Origin of the sequence: Mycobacterium sp. NPDC050551 (assembly GCF_040674075.1) — a bacterium.
Taxonomy (GTDB): domain Bacteria; phylum Actinomycetota; class Actinomycetes; order Mycobacteriales; family Mycobacteriaceae; genus Mycobacterium.
In genome coordinates this window covers 266,608-281,489 of record NZ_JBFARC010000004.1, presented here as the reverse complement: position 1 = coordinate 281,489, position 14,882 = coordinate 266,608, and the positions used below count along the sequence as shown (strand labels likewise).

Sequence of the window (14,882 nt, the reverse complement as noted above, 5' to 3'; positions counted from 1 at the left end):
GTACGCCGCGGGTGAGAAGGTGGCGGGGTGAAGCTCAGCGACCTCGCCGGACTGCAGTTGACCTACGACGAGGTGGGCGCGACGGCCGGCCCGTTGCCCGCGGGTTACCACCACGTGGTCGAGTCGGCGGTGATCGGGCATGGCAGGCAGCGCTTCGACGAGGCCGGCGCGGCGGTGATGCGGTGGGGCATGCTGCGCGGGGCCGGGGTGCGGGTCGACGCGAGCTCGGAGGTCGCCGCGGTGGGGTCCGAGGTGGTGGTCGGAGTCGGGCCGGTGCGGGCGCCGTGCCGGGTGGTGTACGTGGTCGACGAGCCCGACCGGCGCGGGTTCGCCTACGGCACGCTGCCCGGCCATGCCGAGTCGGGTGAGGAGTTGTTCTCAGTGCGCTTCGACCCGGCCACCGAGCAGGTGTACGCCGAGGTGCGGGCGTTCTCCCGGCACGGCACCTGGTGGAGCAGGCTGGCGGCGCCGGTGACGTCGCTGATGCAGCGCATCATCACCCGGCGCTATCTCACGGCGCTGTAGAGAGCGGGACGCCCGGCCCGGCGGCGGGGAGTTCGGCGCGCGCCGCGACATCGAGGTGGTAGGTCAGCACCGCCAGGGTGAATACCCCGATCGCGAGTCCGATCAGCGCCGCGAAACCGACGGTCGCGAAGTCGACGAGCGCGTTGAGGAAGGTGAACAGCAGGGCGGCGTTGCGCAGCCACCGCAGCGGCCACACCTCGGCGGTGCGCCTGCGCGCGACCATCGCGGGCACCGCCATCGCGGCGGTCAGTGCCGCGCTGACGACCAGCAGGATCGACGCGACGCCCGCCCCGTCGAGATGCAGCGTCAGGTCGTCGTCCTGGTAGTCCCAGCCACCGAGCGCGATGCCGAGCAGGCCGAGCACCAGGCTGCCGAGTGCGCCCACGACCAACAGCCAGCCGACCACCGTTATCCATCGGGGACTGCGCAGGAAGCCCGGAACCACCCGGGGTGCCCACTGCTGCAGGCGGTGCACCCGGTCGCCCGCCGGGTCGGCCGACCGCAGCAGCGACCGGACGTGATCGACGTCGGCGGGGTCTGCTCCCTCCTGCTGCGCACGTTCCACCAGCACCAGCCCGACGGTGCGGCGGTGGTCGGCCAGGCCGCGGGCCAGCCCGTCGGCGGCGATGGCGGCGGCCGAGGCTAGGCACTCGCGACCCGACAGTGGCCGGAAATCCCGGAAGATCCGCGCGCCGACGAGGATGAGCACCACCAGCACGTACATGATCTCGGCGGCCGGGCCGTAGAAGTAGTCGTTGTCCTTGGTGACGAACTTGCCGACCTCGTCGAGGAACAGCCCGAACCCGATTCCGCCCATGACGACGGCGACGATGCGGGTGCCCGCCCCCAGCGTCAGCCAGCCCAGCAGCAGCGCCAGCATCATCAGCGCACCGCCCCACAGTGCGTGCGCGATGTGCAGGTCACCGCCCCCGACCTGGGGGTAACCGGTCAGCTGGAGGTACAGCCGGGTCAGCAGAATCGTGGCGATCGCGATGAGCACGAACGCCTCGGCAGCGCCCGGGCCGGTGGCGTGGCGGGTGATCGCGCCGCGGGGGGTGTGACCTGGGTTCTTCATGCATCCTCCCCGTGGTGCAACGCGTATTGTTGAGCAACCTATCGGAGGAGACGCTTTCAGGATGGTGCTGGTGAACGAGCCAACGGGGGCAGAGGGCACCCACCTCCGCATCGCCGAGATCGTGCAGGAACTGCACGGCCGTTCGGACACGGATTCGGAGACCGTGCTCGCCGAGCTCGTCGAACACGCCGCCGTGGAGATCCCCGGCGCGCAGTACGCCGGCATCACCGTCACCCGCGACGCCCGCCACATCGACACCCCCGCGGCCAGTCACAAGTGGCCGATGATGCTCGACGAGATCCAGCAGCGTCACGGCGAGGGGCCGTGCCTGACCTCGGCGTGGGACGAGAAGACGGTTCTGGTCGACGATCTCGAGCATGACGACCGCTTCCCGATGTACCGCCGGGATGCGTTGGAGCAGACGCCGATTCGTACGATCATGTCGTTTCAGTTGTTCATCGCCGGCGAGACGATGGGAGCACTCAACGTCTACGCCGAGGAACCCGGCGTCTTCGGCGAACAGACCCGCGACATCGGCCTGGCCTTCGCCGCGCACTCGTCGGTGGCGTGGAATTCCGCGCGGCGCGAAGAGCAGTTCAAGCGAGCGCTGGCCAGTCGAGACATCATCGGCCAGGCCAAAGGCATGGTGATGGAGCGCTACGGGGTCGACGCCGTGCAGGCGTTCGCACTGCTGCGGAAGCTGTCGCAGGATGCGAACGTGCCGCTGGCCAAGATCGCCGAGGACCTGATCGAGACGGCCCGCTCGGCGCACTAGCCGACGCTGCGTCCAACAGACACGCGATCAGCGGGCGACCGGGGGTTTGTACGGCGTCCGGCGGGGGCATGCCACGTCCAGCAGGCTAAACGGAGGTTGGGTGTGCCATGAGTGTGGAATCGAAGCCGGGCGCAGACGCGTCGGTCGGCGAATTGATGAGCCAGCTGTCGGCACAGACGTCGCGGTTGGTGCGCGACGAGTTGAAGCTGGCGCAGAAGGAGTTTCAGGAATCGGCCAAACACGCCGGCATCGGCGCGGGGCTGATCAGCGTCGCCGGATTGTTCGCTGTCCTGGGGCTGATGACCGTGATCGCAGCCGCGGTGGCGGCGTTGTCACTGGTGCTCGACGTCTGGGCGGCCGCGCTGATCGTCGCGCTGGTGCTGTTCGTCGTCGCGGGCATCGCCGCATTGATGAGCAAGAAACAGGCCGAGCAGGTCACGCCCGCGGCGCCGCGGACCGCGGAGACCGTCAAGGCCGACATCCAGGAAGTGAAGGACGCGCGCAAATGACCGCACCTGAGCCCAATCGCCCCGAGCCCGGCCCCGACGCCGGCGTCGAGGACATCGAGAAGGACATCGAGGCCACCCGCCAAGAGCTCGGCGAGACGGTCGAGGCACTGTCGGCGAAGCTCGACGTCAAGCAGCAGGCGAAGGACAAGGTCGAGGACACCAAGGCGCAGGCAAAGGCCAAGGTCGATTCGGCCAAGCACGCCGCGGTCGACAAGGCACACACCGCTCAGCATGCGGTGGCCGACAACCCGCAGAAGGCGGTGCCGGTGGCGGCCATCGTGGTAGCGGTCGCGGTGGCGGCAGGCATCGTCATCTGGCGACGACGCCACTGAGCTAGCCTGCCGCAGCGCAGTTTTCGCTGTTTTGGTCACGCCGGATCAGGCACGCCGCGATCACGGCGCCCACCATCAGGGCGAGACCGGTGATGACCTGCGCATTGCCGACGACCTGGCGAATCACGGCCTCTGCGCCCGTGGTGTCGGCGCGCGGCAGCGCGAAGTACGGGCCGACCGCGAACACGACACCCGCCGCTGCCAGCCACGGTCGCCAGCTTCGGTGCTCTCGGGTGAAGACCAGCGGGACGAAGATGACGACGTAGGCCCAGTGGTGGGTGACTGCCATCGGCGCGGCGAGCAGGGCGGCCAGTGCCACGACGGCGACAGCGGCTACGTGCATTCCGGCCTGAGTGAAGCGGTGACCAGCGAACACAGCCGCCGCGACGATCATCGCGACACCGAGCAACCAGAGGACGGTGCCTGCGAGTCCGGTGGCACCCAGTCGGGTGATCAGACCGGTGAGCGCCTGGTTGCGGTCGAAGTCGTGATTGCCGGCGCGATCTGTGCGGAAGAACTCCGTCGCCCAGAAGTAGAGCGATGCCTGAGGACGAACCAGGAATCCGATCGCCACAGTCGCAGCGAAGGCGGCCAGCGCCCTTGCCGCGCCGGCGAAGTCACGCCGGAGCAGCAGCACCAGGCCGAATGCCGCCGGGGTGATCTTCACGCCGGCGGCGATGCCGATGCCTATGCCGCGGAATCTGCGCGGGAGCACACCGAAGCAGTCGGCCACCACCAACGCCATCAGCACGATGTTGATCTGCCCGAACTCGAAGTTCGACCTGATCGGCTCCAGCACCAGCGCCGGTCCGAGCGCGGCCACGGCGGCCCAGTTGGTTGACGGCACGCGCAGTCGGGCCAGAACCGTGCGCAGAATCCACCACAGCAGGAACAGGTTGAGGGCGCTCCACCCGATCTGCAGCACCGCGAACGGCACGGCCACCATCGGAGCGAACAGGATCGCCGCGAACGGCGGGTAGATGAACCGGAATCCCGACGCGCTCGGGAACTGCTCGGAATACAACGGCAGGTTGCGAACGATGGCGTAGCCGGCGTCACGGAACACCGACAGGTCCAGATACGGGTGAGTGACGGCCTGCTCCATGTAGCCCACGCACATCGTCAGGCCCAGGAGTGCGCCGACCACCCATAGGGGCCGTTGCCAGGGATGCCTCTGCGAACGTCCGTTCTCCTGGATGTGCCGATCGACTTCAGCGTCGACCAGGTCACCTGGCGGGCTTTCCACGATGCGAGCGTTACCCCCGAATGCTTGTCGGAAAACCGGGTATCGAGCGGCCTCGCCCGGCTACTGGTTCTGGGGGGCTTGATGGTGGTCCCGGCTGGTTTCGAACCAGCGACCTTCCGCGTGTGAGGCGGACGCTCTCCCACTGAGCTACGGGACCTGGTGGGCCGGCCAGAAGTGCGCGGCCGAACGGTGTGGAAGATTATCACGCGCGGACTTTTCATCTGGAATCCGCTGGTCACCAGGTCGGCGAAGCTACAGTCGCCCCCGGGCGCGGCGGTGCGTGCCGGCGAGGGGGTTCTGCCGCGATTCGGAGACCGGCCACGGCTTCTCGCTGTCGCGGGGAGGCGTACCGGCTGTTCCGAACCCCCGGGTCGAGGGGATTTGTATAGCCAGGCTCGGGTGGACTATCGTCGTGCTTCGCGACGGGCGACGATCTCGCCCGTGGCGTGCGGATGTAGCGCAGTTGGTAGCGCATCACCTTGCCAAGGTGAGGGTCGCGGGTTCGAATCCCGTCATCCGCTCGAAGGTGCAGAAAGCATCAACCCCAGCGGTGGAGTGGCCGAGTGGTGAGGCAACGGCCTGCAAAGCCGTGCACACGGGTTCGATTCCCGTCTCCACCTCCAGCAGGAACCCGGCGCGATTAGCTCAGCGGGAGAGCGCTTCCCTGACACGGAAGAGGTCACTGGTTCAATCCCAGTATCGCGCACCACGCGTTATCGCAGTTCAAGGGTAGATGTGAAGACCTAATCGGCCCTCATGGTCGCTGCCTCAGCGGCAACCAAAGTGCTGGCGGTCAATCACTGCCTGATCGATGAAGCTCTGCGCTTCTGCCTCTGCTTCCGCGTCCCCGTCCTGCTGCGCCTGGAGGGATTGATCTGTTGCGGCTTCGATGATCAGACTGAGCATTTCGCACAGAATGGCTTTGCCGGAGCCCTTCTTGGGTTTCTTGGGTTTGTATACGACCGGCCCGACGCTGACTTGCCACTCCGACAAGTTCTCCCCAACCCACACCAACTCAACCTTCCGAGCACGATCCACAGGATCGTTCCTGCCGTGCTCCTCTTTCGGATTTTTGACCGGCGTGTTCTGCTTCATGATCTTCACCTCTACAACTCGGGTGTCGCCGATACGGCGCCACTACTAGGTAGTGTCTGCTCGCCGGCGCCGATGGGAGCGGGTAGTTCAGTACGTGCATTCGGCAACATCTGCACAGCAGATACCTGCACGCAGGCGGCACCGAGGAGACCGGTCGGGTGTGGTCCATCCTCGACATCACGCCGCTCGGCTGGTGGGAAGACTGGCAGGACGTGCCTTCCGGGCGGCCGCAAGGCACTCCCCGCAAGTGGTTCTGCCTTCGGAGCGGCTGTCGATCAGTCACCGACCCGGTTGCCGGTCCCGGTGACCGGGCCGACGACCGCACACACCGCGGGGTTCGCGAAAGTCCCGACGAGGGTGAAACTCTGGACGATGCCGTCGACGTCCGCGACCGGCGTGTAGACGGTGGTCTGAGGTCCGCAGCCCGCGACGGTGGTGAAGTGCCAACCGGCACCGATCCACGTGAGCTGTTGCGTGACACCGTCCGCGGTCACCGTCCCACCGCAGCGCCCACAATCGGACGCGAACTTCGCCACCGTGGTGGGCGTGGCAGTCCCGTAATGCGTGGTGACCGCATAAGTCCCGCTCAATATCGGTCCGTCGGCGTTGGCCGTCGCGGGCGACACCACTCCGGCGACCCCGGCGAGCAGCACGCCGCCGACGACGGCAGCCCCCAACGTGCGGGCAATCCTGATCATGTGCGCTCCCCCAGCCGCTCGCCCGACCCGATCGCCCATTCAGACCATGCCGAGAAGTGTCGCATCGGCAGGTCGCGGAGTCACTCGCTCAGCGAAATTCCCGGACCGGCTTGACCTGGGACCTTTCCTGATCAAGCAACGACGCAGGAGCTCAGGGCAGCCGGATGATGTTGAACGCCGCGGGCCGCATCGGCAGCACGCCCCGCCCGCAGTCCGCGGAGGCGACGTTCTGTCCCGCCGTGAACTCCGGGTTGATGAACGTCGTCTGCTCCGCACCGACCACCTGGCCATTGTCACAGGTCACGGCATCGTCCTTGTAGCGGGTGAACTTCCACGCATTGTTGACGAAGCGGTACTCGACGATGTTGTCCGGGCCGAAATCCATTGTCAGACAATCATTGCCGCATGAGGTGATGGTCACGTTCTCCTTGAACGGCGAACCCGTGTACCAGTCGAAGACGTACCTGCCGTTGACGGCCGGATTGGCCGAGGCCGGGCCCGCCAGCGCCGTGCCCGCCGCCGCCATGCCGGCGACAGCCGCGGCCACCGCAATCGAATTGACGGTCCCGGCAAATCGCCGCGCCTCGTGTCCGCCCATGTTGTCTGCCTTCCCGCCGCACCCGGTGGCCACCGGTTCGGCAGCCTCGACCGTACGAACCTATCCCGCCGCCGCGGCTCGCGCAGCAACTTCTGCGCGGCCTGTGGACAAACGTTCTCAGGCGGGCGGCGCCGCCGCGATCAGCCGCACCTCGGAGATCTCCGTCCGGCTCTTGCCGTCCATCGTGCCGAGCGTGGAGATCCAGACCACGACGTTCGACGTCGCCGCCCCGGCAGGCACCGGGATCCGGTTGCTGCCCGGCTGCACGGGAACCGGCGGGGTCAATTCGGTGGTGTCGGCCAGTGCACCGGGCGCACCTGTTGTCGCCGAGCGGATCTGGATCACCGTGCCGCTGCTCGCCAAATCAACGGTGACCGCGCTGAGGGTCGCGGGCTGACGAAGCTTGATCGACAGGCCGAGGCCCTCTTTGAACGTCGGGAACGGCACGGCGTCCCGGTAGGTGTCGGTGGTCCACGCCGTCGCCGGGTCACGGTCGACGGCCTTGCCCGCGTCGCCGGGGTTGTCGGGCGAGCCGCCGGGCGCGAACACCACGGCCTCGGCGACGTCGATCGGCGCGTCGGCTGCGGCCGCCCTCATCGTCTGACTGGTCGGCGGGGCGGCAGTGGTCGGGTTGAGCCCGAGCCGCTCGGCGTCCAGCGCGGAGTCCGAGTCGGTGTCGAGCACGTTGGTCAGCGATGACACGACCGCCACCACCGCGATGATGACGGTCACCGCCGCCGCGGCCAGCGTCACCCGCGTCAGTTGTCGTTTCGCGGTATCGGCCTGCTGCTCGGGTCCGACGTTGCCGAACCCCGCATAGCCGCCCGGAACCGAGGGAGGCGGCGGAGCGCCACCCGAGTCGTCCCCACCTCCGGCGTCGTCGGCCCGTGCCTGCCGCAACAACGTCATCAGCGTTGCGGCGCTGGTGATCCCGCCCTCGCGGACCAGTCCGGCCGCGGCGGCGGAGACCAGGAACGGTATGGCGGGGTCGATGGCGGCGGGCTCCTGAGGGCGACCGGTGGCGTCGGCGTCGACGGCCGTCCAGCCCGCCGGCATCGGGTCCTGAGCCGGCCAGCGGTCGACGAGCAGGGCGTAGAACGCGCCGCCTATCCCCCGCAGGTCCCCGCGCGGTGTCGCCTCGGGCGTGGTGCCCGGGAACGCCAGCACCGCATTGCCGTCGGTGCTGAGGCGCACCCGCGCCGGATGGTCGATGCTCAGCACCAGCCCGGCGCGGTGTGCGGCTTCGGCCGCGACGGCCAGCGACTGCATCGCACCGGCGACGCCGAGCGGCGACGGGTTGGTGTCGGCGACCTGGCGCAGCGTGCCGCCCGGCACCCAGTCGGACACCACCACGCCGAACGTGCCGGTGTGGAAGACCTCGCGCACCGCGGCGATCCCCGGCATGTCCAGGCCGCGTTGGCGCACGGTCAGCGAGAGCACCTCGTTCACCCGGTCGACCGTCAGCGACTCGTGCGGGTCCACCAGCGTCAGCGCCACCATGCGCCCGGCCGCGAAGTCGAAGGCCTGCCAGAACTGCAGATGACCGTGCCCGCCCTGCAGCGCCACCAACCGGAACCGGCCGTCGGCGATCAGCGCGCCCGCGGTGAACGGCCCCTCGTTGTCCACGACGGTGTCCACCGGGCCGAGGGCCGGGATGGCGGCGGTGGCATCATCGGCGTCGACGGACTGGTCATCGGGCATGTCATCGGTCTCCACCGCGCCGTCTCACCTCATCCCCTCACACAGGACCCTCGAGCTACTGCCGCAACGGATTACCCACGGATCGGCACTTCACGCGGCCGACCTCAGCGTCGGCCGGCGGAAGGCGACCGCATCACCCGAGCGGGCCGCCGCCAGTCACTACGCAGCGTAGCGCTCGGCGGCGTGCCGAACATCTCGCGGTAGGCCACGCTGAACCGCCCGGCATGGGCGAAACCCCAACGACCGGCGATGGCGGTCACCGTGTCGACCGAGGGGTCGGCCGCGAGGAGGTCGCGGTGCGCGCGGTCCAGACGGACGCTGCGCAGATACTCCAGCGGGGTGACACCGAGGTGGCGGCGGAACAGGTACTGCACCGATCTTGGGGTGAGTTGCGCAGCCGCGGCGATGTCATGCAGACCGATATCGGTGTCCGCGTTCTCGTGGATGAAGGCGACAATCCGGCGCAGTGCCGGTGGACGGGAAGCGCCGGAGGTGAGATCGAAGTGCCTGGACATCTCGGAAGCGGTTACCCGATAGCAAACTCGACAAAACACTGACACGATCGCTGTATGACCGACCGCTTCGAAGTCCAGCGCACCATTGCGGCGCCGCCGTCCGATGTCTTCACCGTTCTCTGCGACCCCCAGGGTCACGTCGCCATCGACGCCGCGGGCATGCTGCAGGATGCCGACGGCGAGCCGGTGCGCGCTGTCGGGGACAGCTTCGTGGTGCACATGGACCGCGAGGCGCTCAACGACTTCCCGCTCGGAAAGTACGACGTCACCATCAAAATCACGGACTTCGAGGCGGACCGGCTCGTGGCGTGGACGATCCTGGGCGATCTGAAGCCGCCGATCGGGCATGTCTACGGGTACCGGCTCGAACCGGTCGACGAGGGCACCCTGGTGACCTCGTTCTACGACTGGTCCGACATCGACCCGGTGTGGCGGGAGCGCGACATCTTCCCGATCCTCCCCGAGAGTGCGCTGCGCGCGACGCTCGGCATCCTCGACCGGACCGTGCGGCGCGGCTACCCCCGCGGCTGAGTGCCAGTCGTCAACCACGGGTTGACGACCACTTGCCGTCAACCTAGAGTTGACGGCATGAGCGAGTCCACCAAAATCACGAACCCCGTCCGCCTCGACGACCTCATCGACGCCATCAAGAAAGCCCACGACGAACCCCTCGAACAACTGACCGACGCGATGATCGCCGCGGACGCGCTCGGCGACATCGCCGACCACCTCATCGGGCATTTCGTCGACCAGGCCCGCCGCTCGGGCGCCTCGTGGACCGACATCGGGGCCTGCATGGGCGTGAGCAAGCAGGCGGCGCAGAAGCGGTTCGTCCCCAAACCGGAGTCGAACCCGCTCGACCCCAACGCCGGCTTCGGCCGCTTCACCCCCAGGGCCCGCAACGTCGTGGTCGGCGCCCAGAACCGTGCCCATGCGGCCGGCAACACCGCCATCGAACCCGCTCACCTCCTGCTTGCTCTCTTCGACGACCCCGACGGCCTGGCCGCCAGACTGCTCATCGGACAAGGCGTGGACGGCGCGAAGGTCTCGGAAGCCATCGACCTGCCGCCGCGCTCCGAAGGCGAGGTCCCGGCGCTCATCCCGTTCGACGCACCGGCCAAGAAGGTGCTGGAACTGACGTTCCGGCAGGCGCTGCGCCTGGGCCACAACTACGTCGGCACCGAACACATCCTGCTCGCGCTGTACGAAGCCGAGGACCAGGACGGGCACCTGCACCGACTCGGAGTCGACCGGGAGCGCTTCGAACGTGAACTCGTCACCGCGCTCGAATCGATCGTGAAGGGCTGATCTCACCGACAGCGTCGCCCCGGCGTCTACATGATGTGACAGTGCGACCGTTCGAGGACGTGGTAGCCGAGCACGGGGCGACCGTGCTGCGGGTCTGCCGCGCCGTCGTGGGGCCCGTCGACGCCGAGGACGCCTGGTCGGAGACCTTCCTCTCGGCGCTGCGGGCCTACCCTCGCCTGCCGGCCGACGCGAACGTGGAGGCCTGGCTGGTGACCATCGCCCATCGCCGGGCACTCGACGTCGGCCGGGCCACCTCGCGCCGGGCCGTGCCCACCGACCGCGTCCCCGAACGCCAGGCCGCCCACGCCGATCCCGCCGCGCGCGACCCCGACCTGTGGGCCGCACTGCAACGGCTGCCCACCAAACAACGCCAGGCGCTGGCCTACCACCATCTCGCCGGCCTCCCCTACGCCGAGATCGCCGGCCTGCTGGGGAACTCGCCCGACGCCGCGCGGCGGGCCGCGGCCGACGGACTCAAGACACTGCGCAAGATCTATCTGGAGGACGAAACCGCATGAGCCTCAACCTGTTCGACATCGCGCCCGACGACGACACCGCACTGCCGAGGCTGCATACCCGCCTCGAACGGGCCGCCGCCGACGCCGGCCTGCTCGACGTCGCCTACCGCACGATCGACAGTCCCGTCGGCCCCCTGCTGCTCGCGGCCACACCGGTCGGGCTGGTCCGCGTCGCCTTCGACATCGAGGACCACACCGCCGTGCTGGCCGCCCTCGCCGGCGCCGTCAGCCCCCGGGTGCTGCGCGCCCCGGACCGCCTCGACCCCGTCGCCCGCCAACTCGACGAGTACTTCGCCAAGCGCCGCACCGCCTTCGACGTCCCCGTCGACCTGCGACTCGCGGCCGGCTTCCGCCGCAGCGTCATCGAGCACCTACGGAGCATCGGCTACGGCCACCGCGCGAGCTACGCCGCCGTCGCCGCCGCCGTCGGTAATCCCCGCGCGGTGCGCGCGGTCGGCAGCGCCTGCGCCCACAACCCACTGCCGGTGGTGATCCCGTGCCACCGCGTGGTGCGCTCGGACGGCAGCACCGGGCAGTACGTCGGCGGCCAGGCCGCCAAGTCCGCGCTGCTCACCCTCGAGGCCGCGTGAGGGAATGAATCGACGCCCGCCGCCGTAGAACCCGACATGAACCTGCCCGACTCCGCCCGCGACCTCATCGATCGCGGCGCCGACGCCACCATGGTCACCATCAACCCCGACGGCAGCCCGCAGGCATCGCTGGTGTGGGTGGCGCTGCAGTCCACCCCCGACGGCGACGAGCTCGTCTCGGCGCACCTGTCGGAGAAGTATCAGAAGGTGCGCAACATCCGGCGCGATCCGCGGGTGACGCTGACGATCCTGCCGCGCAGCCACCCGGGCGGCCAGACGCCGTACCTGTCGATCACCGGCACCGCACGCATCGTCGAGGGCGGCGCCCCCGAACTGCTGACCGACCTCGCCGCGGTGATGCTCGGCCCCGACTCGGGTTTCCCGCCCGCGGGATCGCCGCCGGGCTTCCTCACCCGCATCCGCATCGACAAGGTCGGCGGGCTGGGGCCCTGGGTGGCCCAGTGACCCTCCAAAGGACCTGAAACACGTTTCAGTTTGTGGGATCATGCGTCCATGCGTCGCTGGCTCGTGCACCTCATCGCCGCGCTGACGGTCGTCGCGGGTCTCGCCGCCCCGACCGCCGCGGCCGCCCCGGCGCCGATCGGCCGCCTCGGCGAGCCGCTGCGGGTCTCGTTCGAAGGCCTGATCGCCGACGTCACCGTCCACAGCATCGACCCGTCGCCGGTGCCGCCGGGGTTCGGCTACCCGCCCCGGGCGCCGCGCTACCAGGTGTACCGCGCCCAGGTCAGCGTCCACGCGGTCCAGCTGCCGACGCCGTACGCAATGGCGATCACCTTCCAGTTCCGTGGCGTCACCCCCACCGGTGACGCGTACGAACCGCGCAACAGCGATGCGCCCGACGCCCTGGCGGCCGCGCTGACCAACGCGCCCGCCGGATCCACCGTCACCGGCGGTGTGTGGTGGGACTGCTACCGCGACCTGGTCTCCAACGTCGTGCTGATCGACAAGCTCACCGGCCAGCACCTCGCCCAGTGGAACGTCTAGACCCGCCCCTGCACGTTCGCACGCCCACGGCGACCGACCTCGCCGAACTCGCCGGCGTCGCGGCCCGCACCTTTCCGCTGGCTTGCCCGCCGGGCGCCACCGCCGAGAACATCGCCGCGTTCGTCGACGAACACCTCAGCGTCGAGCGCTTCGGCGACTACCTCGCCGATCCGGCCCGCGACGTGATCGTCGCGGAGCGCGACGGCCGGATCATCGGCTACGCCATGCTGATTCGCGGCGTCCCGGACGATGCCGACGTGCAGCGAGCCGTCACACTGCGGCCCGCCGTCGAACTGTCGAAGATCTACGTGGTGCCCGACGATCACGGCGCCGGCGTGGCGGCCGCACTGATGACCGAGGCGATCGACCGCGCCGACCGGTCCGGCAGCGCCTGCCTGTGGCTCGGCGTGAACCAGGAAAACCAACGCGCACAACGGTTCTACGCCAAGCACGGGTTCACCGTGACGGGCACCAAGACGTTCCGGCTCGGCGCCGGCGTCGAGCAGGACTACGTGCTGGTGCGTCCACTTTCCTCGGCCTGACCCGCCGCGGTCAGCGCCAGCAGCCGCGACGTCGCGCGCAGGTACTTCTTGCGGAAGCCGCCGGCCAGCATCTCCGCGCTGAAGATGGTGTCGAGCTTGGCGCCCGACGCCACCACCGGGATCCCGGCGTCGTAGAGCCGGTCGGTCAGCGACACCAGCCGAAGCGCCACACTCTGGTCGACGAGCGGATGCACCCCGGTGATGTACACGCCGGTCACGCCGTCGATCAGGGCCTGGTACCGCGACGGATGCATGGTCGCCAGGTGCCCGCACAGCGCGTCGAAGCCGTCGAGCACCGCGCCGTCCGGTGCGGCGCCGGCGCGCGCGGCGACCTCTTCGTCGGTCAGCGGCTCCGGCGCGGGCGGCAGGTCGCGGTGCCGGTAGTCCGGACCCTCGATCCGCACGGTGGTGAAAATCGCTGCCAGCGTGTTGATCTCGCGCAGGAAGTCCTGCGCGGCAAAGCGGCCCTCGCCGAGCTGCTCGGGCAGCGTGTTCGACGTGGCCGCGATCGACACACCGCGCTCCACCAGCGCCGAGAGCAGCCGGGAGATGAGCGTGGTGTTGCCGGGGTCGTCGAGCTCGAACTCGTCGATGCACACCAGCACGTAACCGGCCAGCAGGTCGATGCACTCGACGAAGCCGAACACCCCGGCCAGCTGGGTCAGCTCGCCGAACGTCGCGAACGCCGTCGGCGCCTCGCTGCGCGCGTCCACCCGGTAGTACGACGAGGCCAGCAGGTGGGTCTTGCCGACGCCGAAGCCGCCGTCGAGGTAGAGCCCCACACCGGGCAACACCTCGCGCTTGCCGAACAGCTTCTTCTTGCCTGCGCGCCGCGTGACGGCCTCGTCGCAGAACCGGATGCACGACTGGACGGCGGCGGCCTGCGACGGCTCGGCCGGGTCGGGACGATAGGTGTCGAAAGCGACGTGGGTGAAGGTCGGCGGCGGGACCAGGCTCGCCACCAGCCGTTCGGGGGTGACGGTGGGCTTGCGGTCGACGAGATGGCCCACCCGATTCGGCACATCACTGGACCCGTGCATGCAGGCAGCGTAGCGACGTGCTGCAATCGTGCGTATGCCCGAGACCGCTGCTGGGACACAGTTCACAGTGCTCGACGCGGTCGAGGTGGTGGACGACGAGCGCGTCGCGGACTTCTACCGCTACCCCGGCGACCTCACCCGCTGCTGGGTCCGCGGCAACATGATCACCAGCGTGGACGGCGGTGCGACGGCCGACGGCAAATCCGGCGCGCTCGGCGGCGACGGTGACCGGGCGCTGTTCGGGATGATGCGGGAGGCCGCCGACGTGATCCTCGTCGGCGCGTCGACGGTGCGGGTGGAGAACTACTCGGGGGCGCAGCTCGGGCCCGCCGCCCGTTCGGCCCGTCAGCAGCGCGGCCAGGCGGAGGTGCCGCCCATCGCCGTGCTGACCCGCGGCGGCCGACTCGACCACGACGCCAAGCTGTTCCATCGCACCGAGGTTCCGCCGCTGATTCTGACCAGCGCCGACGCCGCCCGCAGCACCCGGGACCGGCTCGGCGGGCTGGCCGAGGTCATCGACGCCTCGGGCGCCGACCCGGACTCCGTCGACGCCGCACGCGCGCTGACCGTGCTGGCCGAGCGCGGGCTGCTGCGCGTCCTCACCGAGGGCGGCCCCGGCATCCTCGGCATGTTCACCGGCGCCGACCTGCTCGACGAGCTGTGCCTGACGCTCGCCCCGGTGCTCGTCGGCGGCGACGCCAAGCGCATCGTCACCGGACCCGGGCAGGTCCACACGGCCATGTCCCGCAGCCACGTACTCGCCGATGCGCAGGGCTACCTGTACACGCGGTACGTGCGGGCCGACTGAGC

20 protein-coding genes and 4 tRNA genes are annotated in these 14,882 nt (G+C 69.3%); 15 read left to right on the top strand and 9 right to left on the bottom strand.

The window, feature by feature from the left end; all coding sequences use genetic code 11:
• The first annotated feature begins 27 nt into the window (after window positions 1–27).
• Window positions 28–525 carry a DUF1990 domain-containing protein gene (locus AB0K11_RS17885; protein ID WP_364979358.1) on the top strand — a complete coding sequence of 166 codons (498 nt, stop codon included), beginning with the start codon at window positions 28–30 and terminating at the stop codon, window positions 523–525.
• Here the strand turns inward: AB0K11_RS17885 and AB0K11_RS17880 are convergent.
• Window positions 512–1,600, bottom strand: a complete 1,089-nt coding sequence (locus tag AB0K11_RS17880; protein ID WP_364979356.1) for a hypothetical protein — start codon at window positions 1,598–1,600, stop codon at window positions 512–514. The genes AB0K11_RS17885 and AB0K11_RS17880 overlap by 14 nt on opposite strands.
• A 61-nt stretch (window positions 1,601–1,661) precedes the next feature.
• Here AB0K11_RS17880 and AB0K11_RS17875 point away from each other — a divergent pair, with 61 nt between their 5' ends.
• From AB0K11_RS17875 to AB0K11_RS17865, 3 genes are all read left to right on the top strand, one after another.
• Entirely contained in the window at window positions 1,662–2,375 is a 714-nt protein-coding gene (locus AB0K11_RS17875) for a GAF and ANTAR domain-containing protein (RefSeq protein ID WP_364979353.1), read from the top strand.
• Window positions 2,376–2,482: 107 nt separating this feature from the next.
• Window positions 2,483–2,884, top strand: coding sequence for a phage holin family protein (locus AB0K11_RS17870; protein WP_364979350.1), 402 nt, complete (start codon window positions 2,483–2,485; stop codon window positions 2,882–2,884).
• Window positions 2,881–3,216, top strand: a complete 336-nt coding sequence (locus tag AB0K11_RS17865; RefSeq protein WP_364979347.1) for a DUF3618 domain-containing protein — start codon at window positions 2,881–2,883, stop codon at window positions 3,214–3,216. Before AB0K11_RS17870 ends, AB0K11_RS17865 begins: the two co-directional genes overlap by 4 nt.
• A 1-nt stretch (window position 3,217) precedes the next feature.
• Here AB0K11_RS17865 and AB0K11_RS17860 read toward each other — a convergent pair whose 3' ends face one another.
• A complete protein-coding gene (locus AB0K11_RS17860; RefSeq protein ID WP_364979344.1) occupies window positions 3,218–4,363 on the bottom strand; it encodes a glycosyltransferase family 87 protein in 1,146 nt (381 codons plus the stop codon).
• Between the two features lie 181 nt (window positions 4,364–4,544).
• Window positions 4,545–4,619: transfer RNA gene (locus tag AB0K11_RS17855), tRNA-Val, on the bottom strand.
• Between the two features lie 291 nt (window positions 4,620–4,910).
• On the opposite strand from AB0K11_RS17855, the gene AB0K11_RS17850 reads away from it, so the two are divergent.
• From AB0K11_RS17850 to AB0K11_RS17840, 3 genes are all read left to right on the top strand, one after another.
• Window positions 4,911–4,983, top strand: a tRNA-Gly gene (locus AB0K11_RS17850).
• A gap of 28 nt (window positions 4,984–5,011) precedes the next feature.
• Window positions 5,012–5,085: transfer RNA gene (locus AB0K11_RS17845), tRNA-Cys, on the top strand.
• An 11-nt stretch (window positions 5,086–5,096) separates the two neighbouring features.
• Window positions 5,097–5,171: transfer RNA gene (locus tag AB0K11_RS17840), tRNA-Val, on the top strand.
• Between the two features lie 59 nt (window positions 5,172–5,230).
• Here the strand turns inward: AB0K11_RS17840 and AB0K11_RS17835 are convergent.
• From AB0K11_RS17835 to AB0K11_RS17815, 5 genes are all read right to left on the bottom strand, one after another.
• Window positions 5,231–5,557 carry a hypothetical protein gene (locus AB0K11_RS17835; protein ID WP_364979341.1) on the bottom strand — a complete coding sequence of 109 codons (327 nt, stop codon included), beginning with the start codon at window positions 5,555–5,557 and terminating at the stop codon, window positions 5,231–5,233.
• Window positions 5,558–5,832: 275 nt separating this feature from the next.
• Window positions 5,833–6,255, bottom strand: a complete 423-nt coding sequence (locus tag AB0K11_RS17830; protein ID WP_364979338.1) for a hypothetical protein — start codon at window positions 6,253–6,255, stop codon at window positions 5,833–5,835.
• A gap of 151 nt (window positions 6,256–6,406) precedes the next feature.
• Window positions 6,407–6,853 (bottom strand): hypothetical protein, encoded by a 447-nt coding sequence (locus tag AB0K11_RS17825; protein WP_364979336.1) that lies wholly within the window; start codon window positions 6,851–6,853, stop codon window positions 6,407–6,409.
• A 117-nt stretch (window positions 6,854–6,970) separates the two neighbouring features.
• Window positions 6,971–8,569, bottom strand: coding sequence for a protein kinase family protein (locus AB0K11_RS17820; protein WP_364979333.1), 1,599 nt, complete (start codon window positions 8,567–8,569; stop codon window positions 6,971–6,973).
• Between the two features lie 89 nt (window positions 8,570–8,658).
• On the bottom strand, window positions 8,659–9,069 hold the full coding sequence (locus tag AB0K11_RS17815) for a helix-turn-helix domain-containing protein (protein ID WP_364979330.1): 411 nt from the start codon (window positions 9,067–9,069) through the stop codon (window positions 8,659–8,661).
• A 54-nt stretch (window positions 9,070–9,123) separates the two neighbouring features.
• Between AB0K11_RS17815 and AB0K11_RS17810 the strand changes: the two genes are divergently transcribed.
• Genes AB0K11_RS17810 through AB0K11_RS17780 form a run of 7 tightly spaced genes read left to right on the top strand, consistent with a single transcriptional unit; the run spans window position 9,124 to window position 13,032 of the window.
• Window positions 9,124–9,600: an SRPBCC family protein gene (locus AB0K11_RS17810; RefSeq protein ID WP_364979327.1), complete on the top strand. Its 477-nt coding sequence runs from the start codon at window positions 9,124–9,126 to the stop codon at window positions 9,598–9,600.
• A gap of 57 nt (window positions 9,601–9,657) precedes the next feature.
• Window positions 9,658–10,377, top strand: coding sequence for a Clp protease N-terminal domain-containing protein (locus tag AB0K11_RS17805; protein ID WP_364979324.1), 720 nt, complete (start codon window positions 9,658–9,660; stop codon window positions 10,375–10,377).
• A gap of 41 nt (window positions 10,378–10,418) precedes the next feature.
• On the top strand, window positions 10,419–10,895 hold the full coding sequence (locus tag AB0K11_RS17800; RefSeq protein ID WP_364979320.1) for a sigma-70 family RNA polymerase sigma factor: 477 nt from the start codon (window positions 10,419–10,421) through the stop codon (window positions 10,893–10,895).
• Entirely contained in the window at window positions 10,892–11,485 is a 594-nt protein-coding gene (locus tag AB0K11_RS17795; RefSeq protein WP_364979318.1) for a methylated-DNA--[protein]-cysteine S-methyltransferase, read from the top strand. Before AB0K11_RS17800 ends, AB0K11_RS17795 begins: the two co-directional genes overlap by 4 nt.
• Window positions 11,486–11,521: 36 nt before the next feature.
• On the top strand, window positions 11,522–11,950 hold the full coding sequence (locus AB0K11_RS17790; protein ID WP_364979315.1) for a PPOX class F420-dependent oxidoreductase: 429 nt from the start codon (window positions 11,522–11,524) through the stop codon (window positions 11,948–11,950).
• Between the two features lie 48 nt (window positions 11,951–11,998).
• Window positions 11,999–12,490 (top strand): hypothetical protein, encoded by a 492-nt coding sequence (locus tag AB0K11_RS17785; protein WP_364979312.1) that lies wholly within the window; start codon window positions 11,999–12,001, stop codon window positions 12,488–12,490.
• Complete coding sequence (locus tag AB0K11_RS17780) at window positions 12,478–13,032, top strand: GNAT family N-acetyltransferase (protein ID WP_364979309.1); 555 nt, start codon at window positions 12,478–12,480, stop codon at window positions 13,030–13,032. The genes AB0K11_RS17785 and AB0K11_RS17780 overlap by 13 nt, the downstream gene beginning before the upstream one ends.
• Here AB0K11_RS17780 and zapE read toward each other — a convergent pair.
• On the bottom strand, window positions 12,999–14,108 hold the full coding sequence (gene zapE / locus AB0K11_RS17775) for a cell division protein ZapE (RefSeq protein ID WP_364980438.1): 1,110 nt from the start codon (window positions 14,106–14,108) through the stop codon (window positions 12,999–13,001). The two genes, AB0K11_RS17780 and zapE, sit on opposite strands and share 34 nt — an antisense overlap.
• On the opposite strand from zapE, the gene AB0K11_RS17770 reads away from it, so the two are divergent.
• Window positions 14,107–14,880, top strand: coding sequence for a pyrimidine reductase family protein (locus AB0K11_RS17770; protein ID WP_364979306.1), 774 nt, complete (start codon window positions 14,107–14,109; stop codon window positions 14,878–14,880). The two genes, zapE and AB0K11_RS17770, sit on opposite strands and share 2 nt — an antisense overlap.
• Window positions 14,881–14,882 lie beyond the last annotated feature (2 nt).